Genomic DNA, 13400 nt, shown 5'->3' on the forward strand with positions numbered 1-13400 from the left:
ATTGATATCACGACAAACGCAAAAAAGCCTGTTTTGAGTGTGCCATCACATTAATTAGCATTATATAAAATATCCAGAATTTTAACTTTTTCATCAGGATTTGCTTTCGCATATCTTTTTTTAAGTTCATTAATACTTTTTGCTCTCGCTCTGTAAGCTGCCATACCTTTCAAATCATAGAATTTGTGATACAAATTCAAATTATTTTGGATGGCCTGACTATTAAAATGTTGGAGCTGTTCAGTTGCTAATTGTTCAATATTTTTATTTTCTGCATTTTTCAGTATTAATGCTAAATCTGCTTCAGAGATGTCAGGTGTTTTAATTGATTCAATTAACCCGTATTGCTTTAAAGCCATTAATCGTAGTTGATCATCTAGTATACTTGACATCTATTTCTCCTGTTTAACGTCACTGGGACTTTGCCACAAAAAAACCGCGCTCGATATACGAACACGGTTAAGTGACGTATATCCGTTTACAGTGGAGCACCTTACCGGTCGGCAGGTTGCTGCTAGGTCAAAGTGTGTAACCACTCACTAGCTCTTGATATAACACGTGATTTATTTGTTGAATTAAATTTATAATATTTTTTTGCTATTGTCAAGGCATTCTTAAGTAAAATTATTTAGCAACAATTAACAGCAATAAACCCCAGTCTAGTGTAGCAATAATCTCAGTCTTATAAATTTATACTAGCCTTAAGGGTGATGTGCTAAACTTATTTTTAACAAACAAAAATAACTTGAAAGAAATAAACAATGGCAGCTCATACTATCTATCAAATTGAAGCTAAACTCGATGATTTTCAACCAGTCATTGGTCGAACGATTTTGATTAATGCGGAACGCTCACTTGCATATTTGGGTTATACCTTGATATCTGCTTTTGGATTAGAAGGCTCCCACCTATTTGGTTTTCAAAAGAGTTTTGAACTTTTTAATCATCAGCAATCTTACTATTATTTATTACCAGCAATGGATTTACCAAAATTCGTAGCACCCGGTAAGCATTATAGTGTCATGGAAACAAATTTGAATCAATTTTTTTCGTCTTCAAATCTCAATAATCAATTTACATTTCAGTACGACTTCGGAGATAATTGGAAGTTTTCTTTAAACGTTGAATCAATAGAAACAAAAGAAATATTGTTGCATGACATTCCTAGGGTCACTGGAGGATCGGGCTATGGACTAATCGAAGATATCGGCGGCAACTCTGGATTACATGATTATATAGAGGCATTTGAAAGTGGTGAGCTTGATCATTATTATGAGATTTTTGGTAATCAACTACCCCACCTTTGTCCCTTCTCGTTGCCAATTGCCAATGAGAAACTGAAGCCCGAAATAAGCATTTTGAAGCGTCAATACGAAGATAATGAGTAGTTAGGAAAACTCTAGTTATTGTTTCTAGTGAAACCCTATAATATGATATAGTAATATTTAATTGAGAGAATTTACTGGAGTGTGAGATGAAAAAAGCGATAACTATTATTTTAGTTTTGGTATTGTTTGGATTACTATTTTTAAATCCTACCCTGGCTTTTGTTGGATTGGTAATTTTTGGATTAGTTATGAAATTCGTTAACAAAAAATAATATATACAGCGGGTACAACTATAATGAAGTTTAGGCGAAGAAGTAGTAGAACTAAGACATGGCTTATCCTTGTCTTGTTAGTCGTGATTTTAATTGTCGGTTTGATTGCTGGTTTTAAATTAAATAGTCTTTTTAATAATCAAGAAGCCGGAACACAAACCAGTCAGTCAACTACAGCTACAATGGTTAAAAACCTTGAAAAAGTTGATGAACATGTTTTTTTGAATGTCGGTATACAAGATATCGAAACAAGACAAAATAATCTCAAAATACCATGGACTCACATAGGGGTACCACTAACAGAGAAAAAAGCGATAATTATTTTAAACTATGATGCTAAGTTGGGAATCAAAAAGCCTGTTAAGATTAAATATAATGATAAGAACCAAGTTGATATTACAGTACCTAAATTCGACGTTATTGGTGTCGAATTAGATAAGAAAAACCCTTACCAACTTTATGATGACAGTGGCAATATTTTGAGTGCATCAACAAAAAACGTAGATACGGGGCAACTTGTTTCTCAAGCACTTTCAAGTAGTAAACAAAAGCATTACTTAAAAACATACAAAGACATGATTCAGGATTCGGCTAAGGATTATTACACCACACTGTTCAAGTCGACTGGCAAAGAAACAAGTGTGAAAGTTAATTTTGAGTAATCGAATATTGCTACATAACAACTAATTTAAAAGACGTCTAACACCGAAAATGTTAGACGTCTTTTAAACTTGTATCCCTTCATGTCTTGTGTTCATAAAAAAACAACTGTTCACGCACCAGAAAATATGCGAATTGCAGTTAGTGAAATACTGATATTTTACCAAGTGCGTAGTAGGATATCTAGACTTTACTTTAGATCAGAATAAAAGTAATTAATAGCCAACATCTTGATCATAAATTATCGATTTTACAAGTTGGGTTTCATTAAATTTCATTTCTTGAGAAAACTCAGAATATGTTAAATCCTTATTGTCCGGTATTATCAAACCCAATTTTGTAATAATAATATCTTCTTGATGCTTCACATTATTTTCAAAAGTGGTTCCTTCGTTCAAATACATTTTGGATTCAGGATCTGATTCTGATTCGTTGTTGTTTGCTGGATAAATGTAAAACCCCATTTTGGCATTAAATCGAAACATATACGCCAAAACTTGTAAATAGTCTTTATTTGCAATGTTCTTAATGGGTTTATATTTAGCGTCTGCTATTATTCTTTTGTTACTATTTTTACTAATAAAATCAGGATAAATTCGACCAATTTTGGAAAAATTGTTGCTTTTTGAAAATAATTGCTGCGCATCGATACCTGACTTGTTTTTTGGATGATAAAAATTTTTCCCAATCAACTTATCGATGTATTCTTCCCAAAGCCATGCTCCATCAAATAAAATACCATTAATATGATTTGGACCAAAGCCTATGTTGTGTTTTTGATGTTGCAGGATTTTTAGGCATAAACGCTGTAATAAACGATACTCATGATAATAAGCATGTCTAATAGGATTATGTTTATTATTTGTAATAACTCTATTTCGGTCAAAATATTGATAATTTGGTGTAGATTCAATGATTTTATCTGATTGATCTTTACATTTTGCGAGGATTACCTTTCCAAATTCCTTAGTTTTAACAAATTCAATAGTATGCCGAACGAGCTGATTCATAGCATTGTCAAATGAAAATTCTCGCTGTTTAAAAGCAACATTACCAACAAATGGTGTATTGACTTGAACGTGTTTTTTTACGTCTATGATGCCCTTCACGTTCGAATTATTGTAGCTTCGCCAGACATAGGTTTTATACAGTCCTTTGCGCATAGCTTTCTTCAAATACAATGGAAATAAGAAAATATAAAGATTAAAAATTCGTTCTGACTGACTAAAAGAAGTATCAAAATCAGTTACATTTGGTAGATCAAGAACTTTTTCCAACAAATATTGAAAAAAATAGTCGTTCCTTTGCTGCTCGTCACCTTGAACAAGTGAAAAACGCGATTGAATAATCAATTCTTCGTCGTCAAAACCCAGAAATCCCATAACGTTACTTGAACGATAACTATTATTCACACTTTGTAAAACCATTTGGTCGCCACTTAGATCATCAGAGTTATCTGTGATATTTGGGAAAACAAATAAGTCTTCTTCCTCTAACTGGTTCAATGTTTTATCCAAAATCTGGTTCGTTAATGAAGATATCGAATTCAATATCGACTTATCGTTCATTGTATTATCAGTAATTAGTATCGTTTTCATCTTGAGTACTCTTTTGATAATATGCCGCTTGGAATCGATCCATGATTTCACTTTCATTATACATGCCACGTATGTACTCTTCTAAAAGAGGTTGCAGATAATCATTCCAAAGTTCATCAAAATCAATCTGATTAAGTTTCAAAAAATAAGATGGGCCAATTTGATAGTTTTCATTCAACTCTTCTGTTGCAGAAATTTCATTATTTAGATCAGTTAATTTTTTAACAGCTTGCTCTCTAACACTTTCCTCGAGCGTATCCAACATTTTCAATTGGTCTGACGCTTTGATTTCTACAAAACGAAATCGACGCCTCATAGCAAAATCAAAGCTATCGACAGAACGATCAATGTCGTTCATAGTACCAATGATATAAACATTTTCTGGTACAAAAAACTTTTCGCTTGGATCATCATGCAAGTTAGCATATTGTGTGAACACAGCACCTGTCTTCCCACGATAACCAGGATCGATACTGTAAAATAATTCACCAAATATCTTTGAAATTTCACCCCGATTAATTTCGTCAATAATAAATACAAATGGCTTTTTTGTTACCGGATAAATTTGTTCTTGATTTTCAATCGTTTGTTCTTCGCCAAGTTGTGGTGCATGTTCCGTTTGTCGTAAAGCTTTCTTCACAAACTCTGAAAAAATACCATTTTTAAGTTCAAATCCCACATTACCATCAGATTTTGCTAATGGTCTTAGACCTTCTACAAAGTCGGTATAATCATAACTCGGATGGAATTGAACAAACCCAATTTGGTTTTGTTGTTCTTCTGTTAGGCTGCTGAAATTTGTTGTTTCACCATTACTTATAACTCCAGCAGCAACTGACTTAGCTAGGAAAGTTTTACCTGTTCCCGGTGCGCCATGCAAAATAATGTTATAGTCTTGCTTTAATTTATCGATGAATTCAAGTGCTTTCACGTTATCACCTTCTTTTTTAAAAGAGTTTGCCGCTAAAACCATTTCATGAAAATAATCAAACAATGCCTTGACTTTTTCATTAGGCATTTGTTCCGACAAGCCGAGCTCACTGAGCTGAAAGATAGTCCCAGTTTCATATCCCAATTTTGTCATGTATTCCTTAAAATCCAAGCTATCTGTGTTATTAGATAATTCACGTCTATAGTTTACAACTATTTGCTGAGAATTATGCTGGTATCTAATGTTAAGCCACCTACTTTTTAGGGTTTTTGGCCAATAAACTATGAAGTTAACTTTGTCACCTTTGTATTGACCACTTCTGAAGAAAGAAATTCGAATCGAAAAGTCTGAATAAGTTATATACTCTTTTCGAAATTTCGGATCAGTAAACATATTTTCGGCTTTGATTACGTTTTCAGACTTAATTTCCTGAAACCCAACTCGTTTCCCGTCGTCTTCAATGTTATTCTCAGTTTGTTTGACCTAAAATTTGAGCATTGCAAAAAAATTTTCGTAGTCTTGACTATTTTTTAAGTACTCGACATATTTTTGAGTAAAAGATAAAATATCAGAATCATTGCGATAATCAGGAGTATTGAAGAGTTTTTTTATGTCGGATTTTTCAACATTATGTTTTCCAGTTCTAAAAATATAGTCCTCTATATTATCGATATCAGTTAGCGGGATATCATCACTCTTAAATTTTGTGTTTTTTAATCCGCTCCAATAAGTTGCCGCTGTACCTCTTTGCAATTTTCCGTACTTGACAGCCCATTCTGTAAAACTACTCATCAATTTTCCTCCAGCATTTATTAACTTTTTTGTGTCAAACGTCAAAAAAAACTTCTAAGTCGTATTATATATTAGCACAGCATTTTTGTATATGATGACTACTATGAGGCAAGTACGGACGAAAATATTCGTTGAAAAAATAATTGCAAAATTAAATTTAGCACTTGACTTCTGATAGAAAAAGCCACGCAGCCATGTGACATGATAGCAATGCTTCTTATATGCTTGTTATATTCCTCTTGATATTTCTGACTCATATTCTTCTTGGGCCTTTTCCTGTTCAACTTTCTTTTGATTTCTTAAGAACTGACGTTCTGCGTTTGTTTCAGCGCGAATGTCCTGCCGCCACAAGTGACTAATTTTATTGAATGAACCACCCCGCAGTGGCATCTGGTCGCCTATGTGCTTTGAATTTTGTTTTACATTGTTGGCCGGTGATTTTGGGGCCAAATTTTTTTCCTGAGGGCTAGATACTATTTTAGTTTTATCTGCGTTACTACTTTTGTCGCGCTGTTTAACCTGACTTAACAATTCCGAAATTTGTTGGTCAATATCATTTATTGAGGTGTCTTCAATTTGTGCTAAATGTTTATATAGTTGATTCGCTAAGCGTTTTCTTAATTCATCTTCCTTATTCTCAGACCACCTGCGTTGCCCCTTATGCATCACACCTTGTTCTTCAATATTAATGACATCATATTCTTGTGCCAACGACTTAAAACCCTCATATTCGGGTTTAAGCTCTTTTTCAAATAAATCGTCTAAAAGTTGATTTGTTAATTGATTTGCTTTTGCCATTTTGCCTTTTCCAGCGGTTAAATGAGCATTACCAACCTGCCACCGCCCTTTCATGTCTTGAGGTAAAGCATCATAAATTTGTTTGATGGCTTTAGCATGACGATCATTTAATAGGTTCTCAGGCGCTGCCTCAACGATTTCTTTTTTAAAGCCACCAACACCTTTTAATATTTCCTGATGCCGCCTTAATTCCTGTGATGACATTAATTGTTTTCTAAACTGTCGCTTGGCTTGTTCAATCAATTCTAAAGGTATAACACCTATTGGCTGCCCTTTATACTTACCTTCTTGCTTGATCATCTCAGGCCGCGTTTCTTGGTTTTTTTTAGCAAACCACAGATGCATGTTTAGGTGGTCAGTATCCTGATGAATCACACCAAACCAAACAACGTCATTTTCATCTTCTCCCAAAGGTAAATTAAATCCTTTGTTAATTAGCGTCTTAGCAACCTCTTGTTCTGCATGCTTCAATTTATTTTGGTCTATCATACGAGCTTCGGGATCATAGAGATTGTTTTTAACTAACCAATCCCCTCTGATTGAAAAAGCGAGTTCATGGATATTATTGCCATTTTTTTGAGCCTCATCCAAGTCTTTTCTCAATACAGAAATATCGTGATTATCATAATTTAGTTTATCGCGACCAAATATTGGATGCGTTTCTGTTACCGCAGAATTGCGGTTAGCATAGCCAGGCTTGCTAAATTGTTCCTTTAAATCAATGAGATCAGTTATGGACTCATTATTGAGATCACTCGTTTTCTCAGAATTATTAGCATAGTCAACTAGATCTGAGTATTTTTGCCCCTTCATATCTGCTGTACTAGACGTGACAAATTGTGCTGGTAAATTGACCATTGCCGTCTTTTTTTCACCCAGGGCAAATGCAGCAATTTCACCAGTCTTCGCCATTTTGCAATTCCTCCATAATCTCTTCTAAACTATCAAAATCTTGTTCATAATCAATTGTCAAACGGCGGGCTGTTCTGGAAGACATGTTCAGCATTTGAGCAATTTGCATGTAGGATTGTTGATAGTTATTAAACAGAATTAAACTTATCTGAGCCAAATAGTACGTACGATTATCGCGTTCATGTTGACTGTCAGCCATCTCACTAACTTGCGTCGGATGATGCCAATTAAATTCATCAAGTTGTGCTAAATATTCTGTCAATTGTGCTTTTCTTTTGTTATGCTTTTTAGTCGTCATCGAGTTGTCCTCCTGTTTGGTGATATTTTTTGATCAGCTGCTTATCGCGACTCCGAATTTTTTTATATTCTTCATAAGATTGTGCCAATTCATTGTTTGGATTGAGTTCTGTTGGTGTACCAAATTGTTGGAACTCGGTTGGATTAATTGGGTTGATGGCATATTTAACAAAACCATTTTCTAAATTAATGCCTTCTGGAATATATTCAAGTTGACGTTGCTGCATGGTTAAAAGAAAGCCTAATAAATTCTCTACATTTGCCAATTGCGCAGTCAATTTTGAATCACTTTTTGTGGAGTTGGCATCGTTTACCTTCTGGGCTAGCTCCGAGTAATTGAGACGAGCATTGTTAGCATTAAGGGCAATATTTTCTACGAAGAAATGCAAAGCAAACTTATAGACACTACTTCGACTAAACTTCGCATTAAGAGCATTTGGGTGTCTTTCTATCCAATGTTTCATTTGTTGAAAATACCATTCTTCATCTCGTGAATTTTTAATTCCAATCATTGTTGGTCTTTCATCAAAAATTAATTGATTGATGTCAAATTCATTTAACAAATTTTCAATAAACTCTAGTTCTGATTTAACCTCTAAAGGAATATCTTCGGGTAGCGTTGTATCATATTTTTTATTCAAAACATTTCTTCTTTTGATGAGTGCCTTCATTTGACTTGTTTTGAATTCTATTGCATCTTTCACTTATTCGCTCCTTTCAGCATTACCGTTTAAATAGTTGATTGTCCAGCCATCTTGAACGTTAAAAACATAAATATTAAATTTCAAAGTATTGTCATTTGACTGTACCATCATGTGAACACCACGGGGTACTAACTCAACATTTTTGTAAATTGGTTTGACTTGATAACGCACATAATTATTTTTTGACTGATGCAAGTAATCAGCAATTTCAGTTTCATAAGTCACCATACTTTTGGCATTATCGCGACTGTCCGCGTTCAATTGTCGCGTGCCTGTGATTAAATTTTTGGCTTCATTGTTTAGACCAGTAAATTGATATCCAATCAGATGACTACGGTTGTATAACCAGTCTGTATTATTCGTTCCCATTTTGATGGCATGGTATCCTGGCGTTTTAATAGTTAATCGTCCACGCGCTTTATACTTTTGAGATGCCGGCATCAATTTTTGGTTAAGCAACGCATTAACAGCTTGTGGTCTGCCTAACCAATCTAGGGACGAAAGTTTTTGCCAGCCACCCTGTTTTATTTGTAAATCATCTTGTGTAAATGTTGGTTGGTTATGATTGACTTCAACAACTGTTTGACCAGTGTATTTCAAGTTCACTAGCTCATCATTTTGTGTTGGAGAGCTACTTTGTTTATCAATATTAATCAGTTGTGATTGGGAACCTATTGCTACAATTTTTTGCAAAATCGAGACACGGTTTAAATAGACAACACCTATCAATATGACAATACCTAATAAGGTTCTTCTCGCAAATCGACCACGTTTATAATTTTTCATTTGAACTCCTTCTGCTTATTCAAACTCATCAAAGTCAATCGACTTTGGCAAATTTTTTTCCTGAGGGCGAGCGTTTTTTTGAATTCGTTCTACCTCATCATTTAAGTCTGGAAAATACATTTCAAGTCGCGCTAGAATTGTTTTAAACATTTCACCTATCGCAATTGTATTGTCATTTAATCCGTGCACAACGTTATTGTTAGCCATGATTAAATCGTCGAGATACGTATGCAATATTTTTGCTGCGCTATCTTCTTCAAGTCGCTTAGCATAGTCTTCAATTTGTTCTCGAATTAATTGACTTGACGATACATTTTCTTTTGATGCTTGTGCTTCAATGATTTTCAAAGCATGTTCATCAATGTTTTTAATTGTTTTTGTTATACCTTTCATACAACCTCCATAAAATACTTAATGAATTGGGAACAGGTTAAGGGGAAAGGAAAACCTTGTGGTTTTAATCCCGCCGTGCAGGCCTTTCAAGGGATTACCTCAATGAATTACAGTTAAACCATTTTTTAACCTGCGTTTAACCCTTTTTAAACCTTTATTTGATTGAAAAAAATAGCCCAATAGGGGATCTTTGAACTATTTAGAATTACAAATCGGTTGGTTTTGGCAACAATGATTTGCCATCTTCAGCGTGCTTTTTCGTCTTTTGATATTGAGTAATATTTGTCTTAGCACGTTGAATATTTTTTTGTGCATCACTAATTTGTGTTCGTATTTGTGTAATGGCATCACGCGCATTATCAATGCTAGTTTGTGTATCTGAGTCATCAGACTGGGCGAGTATTTTTTGGTACTTTTTGATGGAAGATTGTTGTTGACCAATTGCTTTTTGATATTCAGCAATCGCGTTCGTATTCTTGGAAATCAGTTTTTGTTCTGCCGCTATTTTAGCTTCACTTTCGCTAACTTCAAGTTCCTTTTGGCTGGCAAATGTTAGCGTATTTGATTTAGATACTTTGTCACGATTGATGATGAATTTGCCACTTGCCGTATTTGTATCTGTTGCCGTTTTCTTCGTACTTGAGCTTTCAGCACTAACACTACTTGGCGCTTCGACTGTGGCAGTATTGATGCTTTTATCATGAGCTGTTAGTGTTACAGCATTGAAGTTATGACTCAAGTTTTTAAATTGGACCACGAGTGTATTATTTGAAGTTGGTACGACACGACCTGTCACTTGACTACCACCATGATCAGTCATAGCAGTGAATTTAATTTTGCTAATATCAACCAAATCTTGATCAGAAACAGCTCCGTCAGAAATTGTATAATGCAGTTCCAAAACACCATTATTTTTATTAAAAACACTTTTTGTCAGACTAGCAGTTTTGTTCAAAGTGCCAAATGACACTGGGGTATTTAACTCCGTACTAGGCAAATTTGAAGGTCGAGGAGTAATATTAACCATCACGGTTGTACTAAAAGCTATTAGAATAAATAGGCTAAATATGGCAATTAAATTGCGCCGTTGATGTTCCAAAAACCAAGTCCCAAAGCGACTAAATCTTTGAAATATATTTCTAAATTTATCAGCTATTGTGATTATTGCAGTCATTGTCCTACCCCTCTACATACTCAAATGCATTGCTGTTAAAGTCAGGGTATGGTGGCAATTCCTTATCTGTCACTTCACTATTTTTACTGTCAGCAATCTGTGTTTGATCCACAAGCTTTTTTGATGACTGATTAGATTTATAGATGCGGAATTGTGTCACTTGATTTTGTATAGCATAAATTTTTTGACCAGTATTTTTATCGGTGTAATTGTGATTCCGCATCACAAATTCAACCTCAACCACTTGTCCAACATCAGTTACATAATCACGAATCAATTCTGCTGTTTTGTTAAAAGCAACATAATCAATGTAAGTTGCTTTGCCGTCTTTTAAATCATTAATGGCTAATTTGAAGTAGGCAATTTTGGTTTCTTTTTCACCTCTTACGGTAAAGTTTACGTCACGAACTAAACGTCCTACGTGGTGATTAATTTGCATAATAATTTCTCCTTTTTTGATCCAGTAAATTAATAATCGGTGTCAGTTGTTTGGCTAAATAGTCTTGGATATTATTTGGTAGTTTAAATACGGGGATTTGGTTACCAGATTCAGAATAGTGAATGCCTTTCAGGACTGTACAACCGACGTAATGATTCCCTAAGCAATCGTCAAACAGCTCACCTTTGACTTTCATTTCATTTGGTTTTAAGCAAACAAAGGCTTGTTTTTTTGTGGGTTGAACGAGATTATTTTTTAATTCTTTAACGAGAATGACGACATATTTAGTTTGTTGTAGCTCTTCTAAACTTTGCTCATCCAACAGCGTTAATTGTCTGACTTTCATAATCTCTTCCTTTCGGTCTTGCAGCTTCATGAAATGGTAAATGGTGGCGTACCATCAAATTTTCGATAGCCTTAATTGATTGATAAGAGGTACGGTATAACCTCACTGCGCCATCGCTTTCTAATTTATGATTTTCAATTGCTTTAATCACTTTTCGGCTGAGTTCACCTGATGAGTTAGCCACAAAAAGTATGTCTGAGTTGAAAAAGTCTACTGCAATAAATACGTTGTATTGGTTTGCCATTATATCTCTCCTCTCTCCAAGTTAAAGTTAAAATCCTGATACCGATTGAGTTGTTGTGACCGCAATTTTCAAACGATTGTCAAAACCACTAGCAAAATATTTACCATATTGGCTGATATCAATCAGATGGTCGCGCATGTAATCTACTTGTTTGAAACCAGTGTTTAAAAGCAACTGTTTTATGGCAACCTCACCTTGTAATTGCTTTTGCAAAGTCAAAATAGAATTACCTTTTTCAAGTTCGTTCGTCAAAAAGTGATAGCCACGATCAAGAGCGCGGACAACAATTTCTGCTTGTTGGGATTCATTCAAAAGTAAATCAGGAATCAAACCTTGGACTACACTTCTTAATTCAGGATTGTTTTGAATGATTTTGCCGATTGCTATAAACGATTGTTGAGATTTTTTTGAATTATTATTAGTCTTTATTTCATCCTCATCAAAAGAATTGGTTTCAGTTTCACTCAAAATAGTCTCACTATTCTCAGTCTCACTTGACTGTCGTTTTGACAGTTCTTGAGCTGTCGTTTTGGAAGTTCTTGACCTGTCATTTTGACAGTTCCGGAACTGTCGTTTTGACAGTTCCTTGTCCCCCAAGGGATTAGCCCTGTGCATAACTTCAATATCAGCATTTATGTTGCCAACGTAAAGTCTGTTTGGTTTATTTAACCCTTGTCGTTCTTCTTCAAGGAGACCAAAATCTGCTAGTTCTTTTTTCAAACTAATGACTTTTTTCTCGCCAACACTAAGGATTGTTTGCAGGTCACTGTTTTTGTAAATCAAGTAAACATCACCATTTTTATCAATCCAATTATTCTTAATGGACAACAAGAAACGATCACGCAGAATTGCATAAGCCATTTTTGTTTCAAGTTTCATTTCGGCATAAAATTCATTTTCAAACAGTGCTTTTGGAATTTTATAGAATCGTTCATTAGTTTCGACTTGATCTCTACTAACACGTTCCATTTTCCTGGGTGTATCTTGATCATTTGTCATCAGCAGTCCCCTCTAATGTCGCAACAATATCTTCAAATGGCACATCCATAATTTTGTAAAATTTGATGAACGTCGTCAGTTTCGGATTATAACTTGGATCGGTTTCAGCTTTTGAAATCGTCGCCGTTGATAGCTCCCCTTTTGATTTCACAGCTAATTCCAATTGTGTGAGTCTTTTTCGTTCCCGATAGGCTTTTACAATTGACCCAAAAGAATGTTTCATTTTGTCTCGTTCTCCCTTGTTTTAGTTGTCAATTTCCATTGATTTTATTACCGATAATTAACCGTCATGAAGACGGTTTCTTAACAACTTCTTAATATTTAGGCTGTTTTTAAGCAAAAAAAATAAGCCCACACAGGACTTATGAGCTTTTAAAATAACGAATGTTACAAAAACGTTACTTCATTTCAATTTATTGACTTTGGATTTTTAGTAAATTGTGTAATCCCTTGTGCGCCAACGTGTCAACAAGCCTATGTTACGTTAGATTATGCACGGTACAGTAGTTAATAAAAAAACAACCAACATCTATCATTAGCAAAATAAATCATCTTTTTCCGCTAACCACTATTTTCTCTCCTAGCACTCACAATTTCTAGTTTGAGCAAAAAAGTTTTTCAACTTAAAAAGATAAAGCGATACTGATTACTCTTCAGTATCGCTTTGCTCGTATGTCAATAAGTTAGACACTTTTTTTACATCACTAGGTTCGATTCATAGGTATGA

General features: G+C 34.5%; 17 protein-coding genes. 2 read left to right on the forward strand and 15 right to left on the reverse strand.

Annotated features, from left to right (window positions below; all coding sequences use genetic code 11):
* Positions 1-50 precede the first annotated feature (50 nt).
* Positions 51-392: a hypothetical protein gene (locus G6R30_RS03535; protein WP_213821504.1), complete on the reverse strand. Its 342-nt coding sequence runs from the start codon at positions 390-392 to the stop codon at positions 51-53.
* Positions 393-761: 369 nt separating this feature from the next.
* On the opposite strand from G6R30_RS03535, the gene G6R30_RS03540 reads away from it, so the two are divergent.
* Complete coding sequence (locus G6R30_RS03540) at positions 762-1388, forward strand: plasmid pRiA4b ORF-3 family protein (RefSeq protein ID WP_213821506.1); 627 nt, start codon at positions 762-764, stop codon at positions 1386-1388.
* A gap of 235 nt (positions 1389-1623) precedes the next feature.
* The gene (locus G6R30_RS03545; protein WP_213821509.1) at positions 1624-2262 is read left to right on the forward strand and encodes a DUF4230 domain-containing protein; all 639 of its coding nucleotides are present in this window, start codon (positions 1624-1626) and stop codon (positions 2260-2262) included.
* Between the two features lie 213 nt (positions 2263-2475).
* Here the strand turns inward: G6R30_RS03545 and G6R30_RS03550 are convergent, their stop codons facing one another.
* The 14 genes from G6R30_RS03550 to G6R30_RS03615 all read right to left on the reverse strand — a co-directional run bounded on the left by G6R30_RS03550 (position 2476) and on the right by G6R30_RS03615 (position 12896).
* Positions 2476-3858 carry an McrC family protein gene (locus tag G6R30_RS03550; protein WP_213821510.1) on the reverse strand — a complete coding sequence of 461 codons (1383 nt, stop codon included), beginning with the start codon at positions 3856-3858 and terminating at the stop codon, positions 2476-2478.
* Entirely contained in the window at positions 3836-4942 is a 1107-nt protein-coding gene (locus G6R30_RS03555) for an McrB family protein (RefSeq protein ID WP_238476783.1), read from the reverse strand. Before G6R30_RS03555 ends, G6R30_RS03550 begins: the two co-directional genes overlap by 23 nt.
* 330 nt (positions 4943-5272) lie before the next feature.
* Positions 5273-5581 carry a hypothetical protein gene (locus G6R30_RS03560; protein ID WP_213821514.1) on the reverse strand — a complete coding sequence of 103 codons (309 nt, stop codon included), beginning with the start codon at positions 5579-5581 and terminating at the stop codon, positions 5273-5275.
* Between the two features lie 228 nt (positions 5582-5809).
* Positions 5810-7291 carry a MobP2 family relaxase gene (gene mobP2 / locus G6R30_RS03565; RefSeq protein ID WP_213821516.1) on the reverse strand — a complete coding sequence of 494 codons (1482 nt, stop codon included), beginning with the start codon at positions 7289-7291 and terminating at the stop codon, positions 5810-5812.
* A complete protein-coding gene (locus tag G6R30_RS03570) occupies positions 7275-7589 on the reverse strand; it encodes a hypothetical protein (RefSeq protein ID WP_213821518.1) in 315 nt (104 codons plus the stop codon). The genes mobP2 and G6R30_RS03570 overlap by 17 nt, the downstream gene beginning before the upstream one ends.
* Positions 7579-8292, reverse strand: coding sequence for a hypothetical protein (locus G6R30_RS03575; protein ID WP_213821520.1), 714 nt, complete (start codon positions 8290-8292; stop codon positions 7579-7581). Before G6R30_RS03575 ends, G6R30_RS03570 begins: the two co-directional genes overlap by 11 nt.
* A complete protein-coding gene (locus G6R30_RS03580; RefSeq protein WP_213821522.1) occupies positions 8293-9078 on the reverse strand; it encodes a DNA/RNA non-specific endonuclease in 786 nt (261 codons plus the stop codon).
* A 15-nt stretch (positions 9079-9093) separates the two neighbouring features.
* Complete coding sequence (locus G6R30_RS03585) at positions 9094-9471, reverse strand: hypothetical protein (RefSeq protein WP_213821524.1); 378 nt, start codon at positions 9469-9471, stop codon at positions 9094-9096.
* Positions 9472-9676: 205 nt separating this feature from the next.
* On the reverse strand, positions 9677-10645 hold the full coding sequence (locus tag G6R30_RS03590; RefSeq protein WP_213821526.1) for a hypothetical protein: 969 nt from the start codon (positions 10643-10645) through the stop codon (positions 9677-9679).
* Positions 10646-10649: 4 nt separating this feature from the next.
* Positions 10650-11084, reverse strand: coding sequence for a single-stranded DNA-binding protein (locus G6R30_RS03595; protein ID WP_213821528.1), 435 nt, complete (start codon positions 11082-11084; stop codon positions 10650-10652).
* Positions 11074-11430 (reverse strand): hypothetical protein, encoded by a 357-nt coding sequence (locus G6R30_RS03600; protein WP_213821531.1) that lies wholly within the window; start codon positions 11428-11430, stop codon positions 11074-11076. The genes G6R30_RS03595 and G6R30_RS03600 overlap by 11 nt, the downstream gene beginning before the upstream one ends.
* The gene (locus G6R30_RS03605) at positions 11399-11674 is read right to left on the reverse strand and encodes a hypothetical protein (protein WP_213821533.1); all 276 of its coding nucleotides are present in this window, start codon (positions 11672-11674) and stop codon (positions 11399-11401) included. The genes G6R30_RS03600 and G6R30_RS03605 overlap by 32 nt, the downstream gene beginning before the upstream one ends.
* A gap of 27 nt (positions 11675-11701) precedes the next feature.
* Entirely contained in the window at positions 11702-12673 is a 972-nt protein-coding gene (locus tag G6R30_RS03610) for a replication initiator protein A (RefSeq protein WP_213821534.1), read from the reverse strand.
* A complete protein-coding gene (locus tag G6R30_RS03615) occupies positions 12663-12896 on the reverse strand; it encodes a helix-turn-helix transcriptional regulator (RefSeq protein WP_213821535.1) in 234 nt (77 codons plus the stop codon). The genes G6R30_RS03610 and G6R30_RS03615 overlap by 11 nt, the downstream gene beginning before the upstream one ends.
* Positions 12897-13400 lie beyond the last annotated feature (504 nt).

Origin of the sequence: Fructobacillus parabroussonetiae (assembly GCF_018437265.1) — a bacterium.
GTDB classification, from domain to species: domain Bacteria; phylum Bacillota; class Bacilli; order Lactobacillales; family Lactobacillaceae; genus Fructobacillus; species Fructobacillus parabroussonetiae.

Bases quoted from the DNA above. Each gene is read 5' to 3' on its own strand.
- G6R30_RS03605 (WP_213821533.1), bottom strand. From the start codon at position 11,674: ATGGCAAACCAATACAACGTATTTATTGCAGTAGACTTTTTCAACTCA.
- G6R30_RS03550 (WP_213821510.1), bottom strand. From the start codon at position 3,858: ATGAAAACGATACTAATTACTGATAATACAATGAACGATAAGTCGATA.
- G6R30_RS03570 (WP_213821518.1), bottom strand. From the start codon at position 7,589: ATGACGACTAAAAAGCATAACAAAAGAAAAGCACAATTGACAGAATAT.
- G6R30_RS03595 (WP_213821528.1), bottom strand. From the start codon at position 11,084: ATGCAAATTAATCACCACGTAGGACGTTTAGTTCGTGACGTAAACTTT.
- G6R30_RS03535 (WP_213821504.1), bottom strand. From the start codon at position 392: ATGTCAAGTATACTAGATGATCAACTACGATTAATGGCTTTAAAGCAA.
- G6R30_RS03540 (WP_213821506.1), top strand. From the start codon at position 762: ATGGCAGCTCATACTATCTATCAAATTGAAGCTAAACTCGATGATTTT.
- G6R30_RS03600 (WP_213821531.1), bottom strand. From the start codon at position 11,430: ATGAAAGTCAGACAATTAACGCTGTTGGATGAGCAAAGTTTAGAAGAG.
- G6R30_RS03580 (WP_213821522.1), bottom strand. From the start codon at position 9,078: ATGAAAAATTATAAACGTGGTCGATTTGCGAGAAGAACCTTATTAGGT.
- G6R30_RS03590 (WP_213821526.1), bottom strand. From the start codon at position 10,645: ATGACTGCAATAATCACAATAGCTGATAAATTTAGAAATATATTTCAA.
- G6R30_RS03610 (WP_213821534.1), bottom strand. From the start codon at position 12,673: ATGACAAATGATCAAGATACACCCAGGAAAATGGAACGTGTTAGTAGA.
- mobP2 (WP_213821516.1), bottom strand. From the start codon at position 7,291: ATGGCGAAGACTGGTGAAATTGCTGCATTTGCCCTGGGTGAAAAAAAG.
- G6R30_RS03555 (WP_238476783.1), bottom strand. From the start codon at position 4,942: ATGACAAAATTGGGATATGAAACTGGGACTATCTTTCAGCTCAGTGAG.
- G6R30_RS03585 (WP_213821524.1), bottom strand. From the start codon at position 9,471: ATGAAAGGTATAACAAAAACAATTAAAAACATTGATGAACATGCTTTG.
- G6R30_RS03615 (WP_213821535.1), bottom strand. From the start codon at position 12,896: ATGAAACATTCTTTTGGGTCAATTGTAAAAGCCTATCGGGAACGAAAA.
- G6R30_RS03545 (WP_213821509.1), top strand. From the start codon at position 1,624: ATGAAGTTTAGGCGAAGAAGTAGTAGAACTAAGACATGGCTTATCCTT.
- G6R30_RS03560 (WP_213821514.1), bottom strand. From the start codon at position 5,581: ATGAGTAGTTTTACAGAATGGGCTGTCAAGTACGGAAAATTGCAAAGA.